General features: G+C 76.8%; 7 protein-coding genes. All 7 read left to right on the forward strand.

What is annotated here, in order from left to right; translation table 11 throughout:
* Window positions 1-129 precede the first annotated feature (129 nt).
* Genes AB0C78_RS20550 through AB0C78_RS20580 form a run of 7 tightly spaced genes read left to right on the forward strand, consistent with a single transcriptional unit; the run spans window position 130 to window position 15,938 of the window.
* On the forward strand, window positions 130-7,719 hold the full coding sequence (locus tag AB0C78_RS20550) for an SDR family NAD(P)-dependent oxidoreductase (protein WP_360750165.1): 7,590 nt from the start codon (window positions 130-132) through the stop codon (window positions 7,717-7,719).
* On the forward strand, window positions 7,716-11,972 hold the full coding sequence (locus tag AB0C78_RS20555) for a beta-ketoacyl synthase N-terminal-like domain-containing protein (protein ID WP_360750167.1): 4,257 nt from the start codon (window positions 7,716-7,718) through the stop codon (window positions 11,970-11,972). The genes AB0C78_RS20550 and AB0C78_RS20555 overlap by 4 nt, the downstream gene beginning before the upstream one ends.
* Window positions 11,969-12,265: an acyl carrier protein gene (locus tag AB0C78_RS20560; protein WP_360750169.1), complete on the forward strand. Its 297-nt coding sequence runs from the start codon at window positions 11,969-11,971 to the stop codon at window positions 12,263-12,265. The genes AB0C78_RS20555 and AB0C78_RS20560 overlap by 4 nt, the downstream gene beginning before the upstream one ends.
* Entirely contained in the window at window positions 12,258-13,079 is an 822-nt protein-coding gene (locus AB0C78_RS20565) for an alpha/beta hydrolase (RefSeq protein WP_360750171.1), read from the forward strand. The genes AB0C78_RS20560 and AB0C78_RS20565 overlap by 8 nt, the downstream gene beginning before the upstream one ends.
* 11 nt (window positions 13,080-13,090) lie before the next feature.
* The gene (locus AB0C78_RS20570; RefSeq protein ID WP_360750173.1) at window positions 13,091-14,299 is read left to right on the forward strand and encodes a glycosyltransferase; all 1,209 of its coding nucleotides are present in this window, start codon (window positions 13,091-13,093) and stop codon (window positions 14,297-14,299) included.
* On the forward strand, window positions 14,296-15,057 hold the full coding sequence (locus AB0C78_RS20575) for a hypothetical protein (protein WP_360750175.1): 762 nt from the start codon (window positions 14,296-14,298) through the stop codon (window positions 15,055-15,057). The genes AB0C78_RS20570 and AB0C78_RS20575 overlap by 4 nt, the downstream gene beginning before the upstream one ends.
* Window positions 15,054-15,938: a hypothetical protein gene (locus AB0C78_RS20580; RefSeq protein WP_360750177.1), complete on the forward strand. Its 885-nt coding sequence runs from the start codon at window positions 15,054-15,056 to the stop codon at window positions 15,936-15,938. Before AB0C78_RS20575 ends, AB0C78_RS20580 begins: the two co-directional genes overlap by 4 nt.
* Window positions 15,939-15,952 lie beyond the last annotated feature (14 nt).

Raw genomic sequence — 15,952 nt, forward strand, 5'->3', positions numbered from 1 at the left:
CCGCCGGGTGTGTCGCCCCGGTGCTCGGCCGCTCACGGACCGTAGTCTTGCCGACCGTTGTTGTGAGCGAGGGTCACCAGCCGCGCGGTCGCCGGGTCGGGCCGCGCGGGACGCGTCGGGGGGCAGTGCATGGCCGCGGACAGGGGCACGGCGGCGGACAGGGACGAGACGAGGGCCGTCCAGGACGGCCCGGACCGGCGGACGTCCGGGACCGGGCCGGGGACCGAGATCGTCGGCGTCACGCCGTTCGGCCGCCCCGCGCCGCACCTCGCGGTGGCCGTCGCGCGGGCCGGCGGGCACGGCGTGCTCGACCTCGGCACCGACCGGGAGCCGGCGCTGGCCGCGCTCGCCGACGTGCGCCGCTGGTGGGCGGGCCGGTTCGGGGTGCGGGTCCCGGCGGGCTGCCGGGTCCGCCCGCAGGAGCTGCCGGACGCCGTCGGCACCGTCGTGTTCGACGCCCCGGCGCTGCTCGCCGACGACTCGCTGGACATCGCCGGGTTCGCGCGCGGCCGCCGGCTGCTCGTCGAGGTCGTCGGCGCGGACGAGGCCGCCGCCGTGCTGCCCGTCGCCGGCGGGTTCCCCGGGACGCGCGGCACCGCGCTCATCGCCCGGGGCCGCGAGGCGGGCGGCCGGGTCGGCGACCTCACCACGTTCGTGCTGCTGCAGCGGCTCCTCGCGGACGAGGCCGTGGACGTCCCGGTGCTCGCCGCCGGCGGCATCGGCCCCCGTACCGCCGCCGCGGCCGTCGCCGGGGGAGCGGCGGGCGTCGTGCTCGACGTGCAGCTCGCGCTCGTCCGGGAGATGGACCTGCCCGCCGACGTCGCCGCGGCGCTCACCGCGATGGACGGCTCGGAGACCCGTGTCGTGCACGGCCACCGCGTCTACACGCGCCCCGACCTGCCCGACATCGCCCTCGCCGACCTCACCCCGGCGGAGGTGAACGCGCGGCTCGGCGCGACGGGGCTGCGGTCGCGGCTGCTGCCCGCCGGGCAGGACGCGCCGCTCGCCGCCGCGCTCGCGGCCCGGCACCGGACCGCCGGCGGGGTCGTCCAGGCGGTCCGCGAGGGGATCGCCGAGCACCTGCGGGTCGCCGTGCAGGCCGCGCCGCTGGCGTCCCGGCAGACCCCGGACGGCCCCGAGTACCCGGCCGTCCAGGGACCGATGACGCAGGTCAGCGACCGTTCGACGTTCGCCGCGGCCGTCGCGCAGGAGGGCGGGCTGCCGTTCCTCGCGCTCGCGCTGATGGCCGGCGACCGGGTGCGGACGCTGCTGCGCGAGACCGCCGACCGGCTCGCGGGCCGGCCGTGGGGCGTCGGCGTGCTCGGGTTCGCGCCGCCGGAGGTCCGCGAGGCGCAGCTCGCCGCGGTCCGCGAGGCCGCGCCCCCGTACGCGATCGTCTCCGGCGGGCGGCCCGCGCAGGCCGCGTCGCTGGAGGACGCCGGCGTCAGCGCCTACCTGCACGTCCCGTCACCCGACCTGCTGGAGCGGTTCCTCGCGGAGGGCGCCCGCAAGTTCGTCTTCGAGGGGCAGGAGTGCGGCGGGCACGTCGGGCCGCGCGCCAGCTTCCCGCTGTGGGAGGCGCAGGTCGAGCGGCTCATGGCGTTCGGCGGCGACCCCGCCGAGCTGTCGGTGATGTTCGCCGGCGGGATCCACGACGCGCGGTCCGCCGCGATGGTCGCCGCGCTCGCCGGACCGCTCGCCGAGCGCGGCGCCGACGTCCGCGTCCTGATGGGCACCGCCTACCTGTTCACCGCCGAGGCCGTCGCGGCGGGCGCGATCCTGCCCGGCTTCCAGAGGGCCGCCGTCGACTGCGAGGGGACGGCGCTGCTGGAGACCTCGCCGGGCCACGCGACCCGCTGCGCCCGCACCCCCTACGTCGAGCGGTTCGCCGAGGCGCGCCGCGAGCTGGAGGCCGCCGGGACGACCCGCCAGGACATGTGGCGGCAGCTCGAACGCCTCAACCTCGGCCGGCTGCGCATCGCCAGCAAGGGCCTGCGCCGCTCCACCCCCGTCGGCCCGGACGAGCAGCGCGCCGAGGGCCTCTACATGATCGGGGACGTCGCGGCGCTGCGCACGGCCACGACCACGGTCGCCGACCTGCACGAACAGGTCACCAACGGCGCCACCGCGCTGCTCGCCGCGCGCGCCGCCGAGCTCGGCATCGCCGGCGACCGGGCCGCCGCGTCCACCGCCGCCCGCCCCGCCGACATCGCGATCGTCGGCGTCGGCTGCGTCTTCCCCGGCGCCCGCGACGCCGACGCCTACTGGGCGAACATCGTCGGCGGCGTCGACTCCGTCACCGAGGTGCCCGCCGAGCGGTGGGACCCGGCCGTCCACTACGACCCGTCCGAGCCCGGCAAGACCCCGTCGAAATGGGGCGGGTTCCTGCCGGACGTCCCGTTCGACGCGCTCGCCTACGGCATCCCGCCGAACACGCTCGGCAGCGTCGAACCCGTCCAGCTTCTCGCCCTGGAGGTCGCGGCGCGCGCGCTGAAGGACGCCGGATACGCCGACCGGCCGTTCGACCGGTCCCGCACGTCGGTGTTCTTCGGCGCCGAAGGCGGCAACGAGCTCGCCACCGCCTACGGCCTGCGCGCCGCCCTGCCGTCCTACTACGGCGAGGTCCCGCCCGCCCTCGACGGCCGGCTCCCCGAACCCACCGAGGACTCCTTCCCCGGCGTCCTCACCAACGTCATCGCCGGACGCATCGCCAACCGGCTCGACCTCGGCGGCGCCAACTACACCGTCGACGCCGCCTGCGCCGCGTCCCTCGCCGCCCTCGACGCCGCCTGCAAGGAACTCGCCTCCGGCGGCAGCGACATGGTCCTGTGCGGCGGCGCCGACGTGCACAACGGCATCCAGGACTACCTGATGTTCTCCGCCGTCCGCGCGCTGTCCCCGTCCGGCCGCTGCGCCCCGTTCGACGCCGCCGCCGACGGCATCGCGCTCGGTGAGGGCGTCGCCTGCGTCGTGCTGAAGCGTCTCGCCGACGCCGAACGCGACGGCGACCGCGTCTACGCCGTCGTCAAGTCCGTCGCCGGATCCAGCGACGGCCGCTCCCTCGGCCTCACCGCGCCCCGCGCCGAGGGGCAGCGGCTCGCCCTCGACCGCGCCTACGAGCGCGCCGGCGTCCGCCCGTCCGACGTCGGGCTCGTCGAGGCGCACGGCACCGGCACCGAGGTCGGCGACCGCACCGAGCTCGCCACCCTCACCGCCGCGTTCTCCGCCGCCGCGCCCGGATCCGTCACCCTCGGCTCCGTCAAGTCGCAGATCGGGCACACCAAGTGCGCCGCCGGGCTCGCCGGGCTCATCAAGACCGCGTACGCGCTGCACACCGGCGTCCTCCCCGGCACCCTGCACCTCACCAGCCCGAACGCCGAATGGAAGGCGGACGGGCCGTTGGCGTTCGGGACGTCCGCGCGGCCCTGGGCCGCCCGCCCCGGCGACCGGTACGCCGGCGTCAGCGGCTTCGGCTTCGGCGGCGCCAACTTCCACGCCGTCCTCGCCGGCTACGACGGCGGCCCCGAACCGGTGTCCGGCCTCGCCGAATGGCCCGCCGAGCTGTTCCTCGTCCGCGGCGCCGACCGCACCGCCGCCCGCGGCGAGATCGCCCGGCTCCGGCGGCTGCTGGACGCCCCGTCCGCCCGGCTGCGCGACCTCGCCCGGACCTGCGCGTCCGCCGAGGGACGCGTCCAGGTCGCCGTCGTCGCCACCGGCCTCGACGACCTGCGCGGCAAGCTCGCCGCCGCCGCCGAGTTCCGCGCGGAACCCGGCGTCCACGTCCGCGCCTCGGGCGACCCCGGGCAGGTCGCGTTCCTGTTCCCCGGCCAGGGCAGCCAGCGGCCCGGCATGCTCGCCGGCCTCTTCGTCGCCTTCCCCCGCCTGCAGCGCCTGCTCCGCCTCGCCGGCGGACGCTACGCGCCCGCCATGTTCCCGCCCGCCGCGTTCGGCCCCGATGACGCCCGTCGGCAGCGCGAGGCGCTCACCGACACCCGCGTCGCGCAGCCCGCGCTCGGCATCGCCGGCCTCGCCGTCCACCGCCTGCTCACCGCCGTCGGCGTGCACCCCGACCTCGCCGCCGGGCACAGCTACGGCGAGCTCGTCGCGCTCTGCGCCGCCGGCGTCTTCGACGACACCGACATGATCGAGCTCAGCGCCGCCCGCGCCGAGGCCATCCTCGCCGCCGCGGGCACCGACCCCGGCGCGATGGCCGCCGTCGCCGCGCCGCTCCGGCAGGTCAGGGACGCCGTCTCCGGCGTCTCCGGGATCGTCGTCGCCAACCACAACGCGCCCGACCAGGTCGTCGTGTCCGGCACCACCGCCGGCGTCGCCCGCGCCGTCGCCGTCCTCGCCGAACGCGGACTCGCCGCCGAGCGCATCCCGGTCGCCTGCGCCTTCCACAGCCCGCTCGTCGCCGCCGCGTCCGGCACCCTCCGCACCGCCCTCGCCGGCCGCGACCTGCGCTCGCCCGCGTTCCCCGTCTGGTCCAACACCACCGCCGCCCCCTACGACAGCGACCCCGCCGACCTCGCCGCCACCCTCGCCGGGCAGATCGCCGCGCCCGTCCGGTTCGTCGAGCAGATCGAGGCGATGTACGAGGCGGGCGCCCGCACCTTCGTCGAGGCGGGGCCCGGACGCGTCCTCACCGGGCTCACCCGCCGCATCCTCGGCGACCGCCCGCACACCGCCGTCGCCTGCGACGCACCCGGCGGCGGCTCCGTCGAACGCCTCCTGCACGCCCTCGCCGAACTCGCCGCCGTCGGCGTCCCCGTCGACCCGCTGCCGCTGTTCGCCGGCCGCGACGCCCGCGTCCTCGACCCCGCGTCCCTGCCCGCCGCGCCCGGCTGGACCGTCAACGGCCACCTCGTCCGCACCGCCGACGGCGGCTACCCGGCGGGCGCCCTCCGCCCCGCCGAACGCGTCGCCGCCGCCGCGGCGCCCGCCCGCCCCGCCGGCTCCGACGCCGCCGTCCTGGAGTACCTGCGCGCCGGCCGCGAACTGATCGCCGCGCAGCGCGAGGTCATCCTCCGCCACCTCGGCGCCCCGCCCGCCGAACCGGACGTGCCCGCCGCGCCGGTCCCCGCGCCGCGTCCCGTCCTGCCCGGCGAGACCCTCCCCGTCCTGCCCGCCGCGCCCGAACCGGCCCGCGACGTCCACGCCACCGTGCTGTCGGTGATCAGCGCCCGCACCGGCTACCCCGAGTCCATGCTGGACGGCGACCTCGACCTCGAGGCCGACCTGTCCATCGACTCGATCAAGCGCACCGTCATCATCGGCGAGGTCACCGAGCGCGTCGGCCTCACCGCCCCGGACGCCGCCATCGAGCAGCTCACCCGCATCACCACGATCGGCGAGATCGTCGACTGGCTCCGCACCCGCCTGCCGTCGGCGCCGGCCCCGCACCGCCCCGCCGTCCCACCCCAGGCGACCCCGCGCCCTGCGGCCTCGCTCGAAACCGCGAGGCCCGCCGAACCGCCGCGCCGCACACCCCCGGAGGCGACTTCGTCCGACGGGGCATCGCGCCCTGCGGCGTCGGACGTCCAGACAGGCAACACCGAAGCCCCGGCCACGCAGACGCCAAGAATCCCCGACCAATCGTCGGAGGCGAGCGCCCGGCCTGCGGAGAAGGATGCGCCTGACCGGCCCGCGGCCGCGACCTCTCGGACCGCGGCGTCTCGTGGCGCGGACGGGACGGCGCGCTCTGCGACGTCGGACGCTCGGACAGGCAGCGGCGAAGGATCGGGCCGGCAGCCGTCCGACGCTTCCGAGCGGTCGACAGGCGTGGGCGTCCGAGCTGGGAAGTCGGCTTCGGAGGAAGGGGCGCCCCGCATGTCGGCGCCCGCCTCCGAGACGAGCGCCGAGCGGCTTGAGCAGTCCTCGGATGCGGCGTCTCGGGGCGCGGCGACCCGTGATGCGGAGGCGACCTCGGCCGGTGAGGCCTCGCGATCTGCGGCGTCCGGCGTCTCCGAGCAGTCGTCGAACGGGAGCGCCGCGCCCGAAGAGGCCGCGAGCAGCGCTGCGGAGTCGACTTCGGACGGCGAAGCAGCGCACACCGAGCCGTCCGACCAGGGGGTCGGTGGCGGGGTGCAGGCGGCCGGGCGGCGGTCGGTGGGCGAGGCGGCCGTGGAGGTCGTGCGGCTCGGCGGCGACGGGGTCGCCGCGCTCGGCGGAGAGGACGCGCAGGCGGGGCTCTTCGCGCGCGGCGGGACGCCCGCGCGGCGCGGCCCGGCCGAGCGGGACGGCGAGACCGCCACGGGGGCGCGGCGCGTGCTGGCCGGACGGGTCCGGCCGTCGGGGGAGCGCGCCCGGCGGGTCGTCCGGCAGGTGGTGAGGACGGCGGACCTGGAGGCGCTGCCGGTGCCCGCGGACACCGGGACGGCGTTCGACGGGCGGACGTTCGTGGTCGTGGACGACGGGTGCGGCGTAGCGCTGGAGCTGGCGGACCTGCTGGAGCGGCACGGGGCGCGGGTGCGCACCCCGCTGGACGTGGACGGCGAGTGCGACGGGCTGGTGCATCTGGCGGCGCTGCGGCCGGGGGCGACGGCGGTCCTGCCGGACGCGTACGCGGGGATCCGCGACGCGCTGGCGCGCGGATTGCGGTGGCTTGTCGTCGCGAGCGGCGCCGGGGGGACGTTCGGGCGGGCGTTCGACGGCGGCGGTATCGGGGACCCGGGGCCGGGCGCCGGGCTGCGCGGGCTGGCGAGGACGGTCGCGCAGGAGTACCCGGACACCCTGGTCAGGGCCGTGGACGTGGACACCAAGGACACGCCGCGGGCGATCGCGTTGCGGATCCTGGCCGAGCTGCTGGACGCCCGGGGCCCGGTGGTGGTCGGGCATGAGGGCGAACTGCGGCACACGACGCGGGTGGTGCCGGTGGAGCTGCGGGGCGAGGCGCGGGTGCCGCTGGAGCGGGACGGCGTCGTCCTGCTGACCGGGGGCGCGCGGGGCGTCACCGCGCGGGTGGCGCTGGAGCTGGCGCGGACGACGGGCTGCCACATCGAGGTGATGGGGCGGACGCTGGAGCCGGTGGGTCCGGCGTCGTTCCCGGACGTCCCGGACGAGGCGGGCCTGCGGCGGGCGCTGGTCGCGCAGGGCGGGCGGCGTCCGGCGGAGATCGAGGCGACGGTGCGGCGGATCCTGGCGGAGCGGGAGATCCGCGCGAATCTGGACGCGCTGAAGGAGCACGCGGCGTCGGTCCGCTACCACGCGGGTGACGTGCGGGAGCCCCGGGTGGTCCGGGACGTGGTGGACCGGGTGTATCTGCGGCACGGCCGGCTGGACGGGGTGGTCCACGGCGCGGGGATCGTGGAGGACCGGCTCGTCCGGGACAAGGAGCCGCAGTCGTTCGAGCGGGTGTACCGGACGAAGGTGGACGGCGCGTCGGCGCTGGCGGCGGCGGTGAAGCCCGACGTGGGGTTCTTCGTGGTGTTCGGCAGCGTCGCGGGCGTCCACGGGAACCGGGGGCAGGCGGACTACGCGGCGGCGAACGAGGCGTGCGACACGCTCGCGCACGTGTGGCGGACGCGGCTGCGCGGCCGGGTGCTGGTGGCGGACTGGGGCCCGTGGGCGGGCGGCGGGATGGTGTCGCCGGAGCTGGCCCGCGAGTACGCGCGGCGGGGGATCGGGCTGATCGATCCGGACGCGGGGGTGGCGGCGCTGCTGCGGGAGATCGCGCACGGGGACGAGACGCAGGTCGTGTTCACCGGGACGGTCCGGTGACGGGGGAGCCGATCGCGATCGTGGGCGCCGGGGCGGTGTTCCCCGGGGCCGGTTCGGCGGCGGAGCTGTGGCGCAACGTCCTGGCGGGGATCGACGCGATCACGGACGTGCCGCCGGGCCGCTGGGATCCGGCGCTGTACTACGACCCGGACGCGTACGGGCGGGCGCCGGAGTGCGACCGGTTCTACTGCCGGCGCGGCGGGTTCGTGGACGAGCTCGCGACGTTCGACCCGGCCCGGTTCGGGATCATGCCGGCGTCGGTGCCGGGGATGGAGCCGGACCAGCTGATGGCGCTGCGGGCGGCGGCGGAGGCGGTCGCGGACGCGGGCGGCGACGAGCGGCTGCCGGACCGGACGCGGGTCGGGGTGGTGATCGGCCGGGGCGGCTACATCACCCCGGGCGTCGCGCGGTTCGACCAGCGGGTGCGGACGTCGCACCAGGTGGCGGGGGTGCTGGCGGAGCTGGTGCCGGAGCTCGGCGCGGAGCGGCTGGAGGAGATCCGGCGGGCGTTCTGCGAGCGGGTGGGGCCGGACGGCCCGGACGCGTCGATCGGGCTGGTGCCGAGTTTCGCGGCGGCGCGGATCGCGAACCGGTTCGATCTGCGGGGTCCGGCGTACACGGTGGACGCGGCGTGCGCGTCGTCGCTGCTGGCGGTGGAGCACGCGGTGCGGGCGCTGCGCAGCGGCGAGGCGGACGCGATGCTGGCGGGGGCGGTGCACCACGCGCATCACGCGACGGTGTGGAGCGTGTTCAGCCAGCTGCGGGCGCTGAGCCCGAGCGAGACGATCCGGCCGTTCGACCGGGCGGCGGACGGGACGCTGCTGGCGGAGGGCACCGGGGTGGTGCTGCTGAAGCGGCTGCGGGACGCGGTGCGGGCGGGCGACCGGATCCACGCGGTGATCGTGGGGACGGGGTCGTCGAGCGACGGGCGCGCGACGGGGATCATGAGCCCGCTCGTGGACGGGCAGGTGCTGGCGGTGGAGCGGGCGTGGCGGGACGCGGGCCTGGATCCGCGGGCGCCGGGCGCGCTGGGGCTGGTGGAGGCGCACGGGACGGCGACGCCGGCGGGGGACGAGGCGGAGCTGGCGACGATGCGCCGGGTGTTCGGGACGGACGGCGCGCCGGTGGGGCTCGGCACGGTGAAGTCGATGATCGGGCACGCGATGCCGGCGGCGGGGATGGCGGGGCTGATCAAGGCGGCGTGCGCGCTGCGGGACGGGGTGCTGCCGCCGACGCTGCACGTGGACGATCCGCATCCGGCGCTGGACGGGGGGCGGCTGCGGGTCGTCCGGGAGACGGCGGAGTGGGAGCGGCCGGCGGACGGTCCGCGCCGCGCGGTGGTGAACGCGTTCGGGTTCGGGGGCGCGAACGCGCACGTGATCCTGGAGGAGCCTCCGGCGGGGCGCGCGCGCAGGCGCAGGCGGCTGGACGCGCCGTCCTCGGAGGAGGGGGTGCTGAGGCTGGCGGCCCGCACCACCGACGAGCTTGCGGCGCTGCTGGCGGTGCCCGACGAGGAACTGCTCGCGCGCGCGGGGGAGGCCCCGCCGGACCTGCCGTGCCGCCTCGCGATCGTGGGGCCGACCTCACGCAGGCTGGATCTGGCGCGGGCGGTCGTCCAGCGGGGGACGCCGTGGCGGGGACGCAGCGACGTGTGGTTCACGCCGCGGCCGCTGCTCGCGGAGGGCGGCCGGCTGGCGTTCCTGTTCCCGGGGTTCGAGCCGGCGTTCGAGCCGCGCGTGGACGACGTCGCCGAGCACTTCGGGATGCCGAAGCCGGAGCCGACGGGCCGCACCGACCTGCTCGGCCACGCCGCCGACGTGATCGCGGTGGGCCGGCTGCTCGCCGCCGCGCTCGCCGAGCTCGGCGTCGAGCCGGACGTCGCGGCCGGGCACAGCCTCGGCGAATGGACCGCGATGATCGTCGCGGGGATGTACGACGCGGGCGCCGTGGACGCGTTCGTGCAGGCCCTCGACCGCGAGGGGCTCGACGTCCCCGACGTGGTGTACGGGGCGCTCGGCTGCGGCGCGGACCGGGCGCAGGAGGCGATCGCCGGGCGGTCCGGCGTGTTCGTCAGCCACGACAACTGCCCGCACCAGTCGGTGATCTGCGGCCCGGCCGGCGACGTCCGGGACGTGCTGGACCGGCTGGCCGCCGAGGGCGTCCTCGGCCGGGAGCTGCCGTTCCGCACCGGGTTCCACACGCCGCTTGCGGAGGCGTACGAGAAGCAGGTGCAGCTGTCGTTCGAGGCGCTGGAGATCGGCGAGCCGCGCTTCCCGCTGTGGTCGGGGACGACGGCCGCGCCGTTCCCGTCCGGCGCGGACGCGGTGCGGGAGCTGGTCGTCCGGCACCTGCTGGAGCCGGTGCGGTTCAGCGAGCTGATCGAGGAGCTGTACGGGACGGCGCACGTGCGGGCGTTCGTACAGGTCGGGCCGGGGAGCCTGACCGGGTTCGTCGGCGACCGGCTCGGCGCCCGCGAGCATCTGGCGATGGCGGTGAACGTCCCGAAGCGGGACGGGATGGCGCAGCTGCGGCGGGTCGTCGCGGCGCTGTGGGCGGAGGGGTACGGGGCGTCCCCGGCCCCGCCGTCGTCGGCGGGCATGCGCCTCGACCTGGGCACGCCGCTGGTCAGGCTGGACGGTGCCGTGCCGCCGATCCGGACGGGCGGCGCGCCGGTGCCGTCGCTTCCGGCGGACGATCCGGTGCTCGCCGAGCTGGAGGCGCTGCTCAACGACGCGGCGACCGGCGCGCAGACCGTCCTGGAGGCGCTCGGCGGCGGCGGGGCGGCGCCCGCGTCCCCGGGCGATGCGGGCGGCCCGGCGGACGAGCTGGTGATCACCCGGGTGTTCTCGCTGGAGGCGATGCCGTACCTCGCGGACCACTGCGTGTTCCCGCAGCCCCCCGGCTGGCCCGACATGTCGGACCGGTTCCCGATCGTGCCGCTGGCCACGCTGCTGGAGGTGATGGCGGCGACCGCGCGGGAGCTGCTGCCCGACACGGTCGTCGTCGGGTTCGAGGCCGTCCGGGCCGTCCGGTGGGTCGTGGCGGCGCCGCCGACCAGCGCCGACATCCGCGCCCACCTCGTCGAGGCGGGCGACGGCCAAGGCGGTACGCGCCGCGTCAAGGTCGTCATCCCCGGCCACACCGACGGGACGGTCCTGCTCGCCGAACGCCACCTCCCCCCGCCCGCCCCGGACCGCACCCCGCTGACCGGGGAAGGCCCGCCCGTCGTCACCGCCGAACGGCTCTACGAGGAACGCTGGATGTTCCACGGACCGCTGTTCCGCGGCGTCACCGAGGTGATCGCGCTCGCGGAGGACGGCGTGCGCGGCGTCCTGACGGCCCTGCCCACGCCCGGCGCGATCATCGACAGCGCCGGGCAGCTGTGCGGCCACTGGATCCAGGTGTACGGGGAGACGGACCAGACCGTCTTCCCCGTAGGGATCGAACGCGTCTCCCTGTACGGCCCGTCGCCGTCCGCAGGAGAACGCCTCGAAACCACCGTGTGGGCGGAGTCCCTTACGGACACCACCCTGCGCTGCTCCGTCGAGATGGTCCGCGAAGACGGAACCCTATGGGCGCGCATAGACGGATGGACCACGCACCGCTTCTACACCGACGAAGCGCTCTGGCGGATGAAGTTCACCCCCGAAGTGTCCGGAATCGGGGAACCGCAGGACGGCGGCTGGTGCCTCGCCCGCAAGCGCTGGGACGGCACCGCCTCCCGCGACCTCGTCATGCGCCAGTACCTGTGCGCCGCCGAACGCGCCGAGTACGAGCGGCTCCCCGGCTTCGCGCAGGGCCCCTGGCTGCTCGGGCGCGTCGCCGCGAAGGACGCCGTCCGGGACTGGCTGTGGCGCAACGGCCACGGCCCCCTGTTCCCCGCCGAGCTGACCGTCCGCGACGGCACCGGGCACCACCCGGTCGTCACCGGACCCTTCGACCAGGACCTGGCCGTGTCCATCGCCTGCGACGCCGACCTCGGCGTCGCCCTGGCACGGCCCCCCGGCGAGCCCGCGGGCATCGGACTGGCCCTCGGCGGCGCGGATGCCCGCGTCCGCGCCGCCACCCAGGCCGTCCTGCAGGCCCTGCCCGCCGGGCACCCCGAACCCGCCTTCACCGCCGCCGACGCCGAGCACCTGCTGGTCGCCGGCGGCGGCACGGTCACCGAGGTCGGGACGCGCGAGCTGGACGGACACGTCGTGGCCTGGACGGTCACGGCGGGCGGAACCGACATGGAGGAGAGCCGAACATGAGCGACGACGCCCTGACGCAGGTCGTCCGGATGCTGGCCGAGGTCGTGGGGGAGGACTTCCTGCTCGACGTGGAGATCGGCCGCGACACCTCGTTCAACGAGGACCTCGGGCTGGAGAGCATCGAGTTCGTCGCCCTCGCCGACAAGCTGCGCGACCACTACGGCGACGGCGTCGACCTCGCCGCGTTCATCGCCGGCATGGACATCGACGAGATCATGGACCTGACGGTCGGCGACCTGGTGGACCACATCGCCGCCACGGCGGTTCTCGACGGGCGGGCCGCCCATGCCTGACGTCACCGTCCGCGGGGTCCGCTTCCACGTCCAGACCATCGGGCCGCCCGCGCCCGGCGCGCCCGTCGCCGTGTTCCTGCACGGGCTCGTCCTGGACAACCTGTCGAGCTTCTACTACACGATCGCCGGGCCCGTCGCCGAGGCCGGCGCCCACGCCGTCCTGTACGACCTGCGCGGGCACGGCCGCTCCGAGCTGACCCCGGACGGGTACGGCGCGGACGACGCCGTCGCCGACCTGTTCGGGATCCTCGACGCGCTCGGGCACGACCGCGTCCACCTCGTCGCCAACAGCTTCGGCGGCGTCGTCGCGCTGAAGGCCGCGCTCGCCCGGCCCGACCGGATCGCCGGCCTCGTGCTGATCGAGGCGTACGGGCCCGCCGAGCACGACGGCTGGGCCGAGGGCCTGCTCAACACGCTCACCGCGTCCGCGCTCGGCCTGGAGTACGACCGGCTCGCCGACCAGCTCCTCGCCGCCGGATGGCGCAAGACCGGACGGCAGATCGCCGCCGCCGACGCCCTCATCAACCGGACCAGCCTGCTCGACGACCTGGCCCGCACCGACCCCGTCCGCCCCGCCGACCTCGCCGCCGTCCGCTGCCCCGTCCTCGCCGTGTACGGGCAGCACTCCGACGTCGCCGAAGCGGGGCGGCTGCTGCTGCGCACCGTCCCCGGCTGCACCCTGCACGTCATGGCCGGCCACGCCCACACCGTGCTGCGCGAGGGGACCGCCGAACTCCTGGAGGTCATGTTGCCCTGGCTGGCGCACCACGCGGGCACCCGCGTCCCCGTCACCACCGGCGGAGGTGCCCGGTGAAGGGCCGCCGCATGCAGGTCCCGTCCCTGCTCGGCGCGCCCGGCATCCCGCGCGCCGAGACGCCGAAGCGCCGGTTCCTGTTCGCCGTGCCGCCGCTCGCCGGGCACGTCAACCCGACCGTCGCGGTCGGCGCCGAACTCGTCCGCCGCGGCCACACCGTCGCCTGGACCGGCCACCGCGCCACCCTCGAACCGCTGCTGCGCGCCGGCGCGCGGATCTTCTCCGCCGAGGACGACGCGTTCGCCGCGCGGCTCACCGCCGCCCGCGAGGAGTGGCTGCGCCTGCGCGGCCCCGCCGCCCTGCGGTTCCTGTGGGAGGAGTTCATCGTCCCGCTCGGCCACGCGATGATGCCCGGCGTCGAGACCGCCCTCGACCGGTTCCGCCCCGACGTGGTGATCAGCGACCAGATCGTCCTCGCCGCGCCCGTCGCCGCCCGGCACCGCGAGATCCCGTGGGCCACCTCCGCGACCACCTCCGCCGAGTTCACCCGGCCGCTCGCCGGGATGCCGCTCGTCGAGGCCTGGGTCCGCGACCGGATCGGCGACTTCCAGCTCGACCACGGCATCGAGGACCTGCTCGACCTGCGGTTCTCCGACCACCTCGTGCTGATCTTCTCCACCGGCGCGCTCGTCGGCGACACCTCGTTCTTCCCGGACCACTTCGCGTTCGTCGGCCCCGCCCTCGACCGCCCGGCGGGCGCCGCGTTCCCGTGGGAGTGGCTCGACGGGCGGCCCGGCGTCCTGCTGACCCTCGGCACCCTCAACGGGCCCGCCGGCGAGCGGTTCTACCGCGTCGCCGCCGACGCCGTCCGCGACCTGGACGTCCAGGCCGTCTTCGTCGCCCCGCCCGGGACCCTCGACGACCCGCCGCCGAACGTCCTCGTCCGCGAGTACGTCCCGCAGCTCCGGCTGCTGCAGCGGATGTCCGCCGTCGTCTGCCACGGAGGCCACAACACCGTCTGCGAGAGCCTCGCGCAGGGCCTGCCGCTGGTCGTCGCCCCCATCCGCGACGACCAGCCCGTCATCGCCCGCCAGGTCGAGGCCGCCGGCGCCGGCGTCCAGGTCCGGTTCGGCCGGGTCCGGGCCGCCGAACTCCGCGACGCGCTGACCACCGTCCTCACGAGCGGCGCGCACCGCGCCGCCGCCGAGGCCGTCCGGGACTCCTTCGCCGCCGCCGGCGGCGCCGCCGAGGCCGCCGACCGCCTGGAGAAACTGGCGTGATCGCGGTACCCGCGCTGGTGGCGGCGGGCCTCATCGCGGACGCGGTGCGGCTCCGCCGCCGCCTGGCGCGGCTCCGCCGGCTCCCGCGGCCCCGCCGCGCGGTCCCGCTGAGCTGGGAGGGCCTGCGGGAACCCGGCGGATACGACGTGATCGGCGCCGGCGGCGCCGTCATCTCCGCCAACGTCCGGCACGCCGCCATCGCCCACGCCCGCGACACCGGCCTGGACGTCCTCGGCCTGATCCCCGCCGACCTCCCCGTCACCCGCGCCCTCGACATGCTCCGCCACACCCGCGACGCGGGATTCGCGGCCGTCGTCCACACCGAACTCCTGGACGACGCCTACACGGGCGACTACACGAGCACCATGGCCCGCCTCCGGCGCTACGACGCCGACACCGGGCACGTCGTCGTCCCCTGCCACCTCACCCCGCGCGCCCCCGCCTGCAAAGGACGCGCGGCCTGGCTGCAGGGCCTCGGCGTCTCGCTCGCGCAGGCCGTGGTGCCCTCGATCCTCGCCATGGCGCTCGTCCTGGCCGCCCTCGCGTCCGACCCGCAATGGGGCCCCATCGCCGTCATCGCCTACTGCGCCGAGCCCTACCTCGTCTTCGCCGGAACCCCGCTGTCGCCCCGCGACCTGCACCGGATGGCGCTGCTGCGCCCCGTCCTCACCCCGTACACCTGGTGGCGGACCCTCGTCGAGGACCTCCCGCCCTGGCGCCGCCCCGCACTGCGCCACCCGCGGAAGGACGAGCCGTGATCGGCCTCGCCACGTCCCCGGAGATCCGCATGACCGCGTACGTCTTCGAACGCGTCCACGGCTCGCCGCCCGCCACCATCCACCGCGCCCTCATCGGCCTCCCGCTCCTGGACGGCCTGACCATCGCCCTCCCCTGGGGCACCATCGCCGCCGCGGGCCTGTCCGCGGGGCACTCGCTCTACTCGGTGAACCACCACACCGACGGCGTCGCGTCCCTCTCCGGACCCGTCCCGCACTGGGCCCGCGAATCCGCCGCCGTCCTCAACTCCCACGCCGACCCCGCGCCCGGCACCCACCTGGTGATCAACCGCGAGATCCCCGCCGAGACCGGCCTGCTCACCGGCGCCGAGACCGCCGCCGCCACTTTCCTCGCCCTCCGGGCCCTGCACGGCCCGCCCGCCGGCCCGCACCCCCTCGCCGGCCACCCCGCCTACCGGACGGCCCTGCACGCCCGCGCCGCCCATGCCGTCCTGACCACGCCCGGCACCCTCGAACACGTCCCCTTCGACCTCGCCGCCGCGGACCTCCGCGTCCTGATCGTCGATCTCGGCGCCCGGCACTCGTCCACCCTGCCCACCCCGCCCGGCGCCGCCGCCCGGGCCGTCGCCGCCGTCCGCGCGTCGGGGCCGTCCGCCCTCGGCCCGCACCTCACCGGCGCCCATACCTTCGGCGACCCGCTTCCCGACCGCGCCCTCCGCACCGCCCTCGACGCCGGCGCGCTCGGCGGCCGCAAGATCGGCGCCTGCGTCGTCGCGCTGACCCCCACCGCGGCCCTCCCGGGGATCCGCCGGGCCCTCACCGCCGGGTTGACCCCCGACCTCCCACGCCCGCCCCGCCTCCTGACCGCCCTCCCGACCTCCGCCGAACCACCCCACCTCTGACCCCGCGGCCGGGG

The organism is Actinomadura sp. NPDC048394 (assembly GCF_040651755.1).
GTDB classification, from domain to species: Bacteria; Actinomycetota; Actinomycetes; order Streptosporangiales; family Streptosporangiaceae; genus Spirillospora; species Spirillospora montaniterrae.

Coding starts and splice junctions, on each gene's coding strand:
- AB0C78_RS20565 (WP_360750171.1), top strand. CDS start 12,258: ATGCCTGACGTCACCGTCCGCGGGGTCCGCTTCCACGTCCAGACCATC.
- AB0C78_RS20570 (WP_360750173.1), top strand. CDS start 13,091: ATGCAGGTCCCGTCCCTGCTCGGCGCGCCCGGCATCCCGCGCGCCGAG.
- AB0C78_RS20560 (WP_360750169.1), top strand. CDS start 11,969: ATGAGCGACGACGCCCTGACGCAGGTCGTCCGGATGCTGGCCGAGGTC.
- AB0C78_RS20550 (WP_360750165.1), top strand. CDS start 130: ATGGCCGCGGACAGGGGCACGGCGGCGGACAGGGACGAGACGAGGGCC.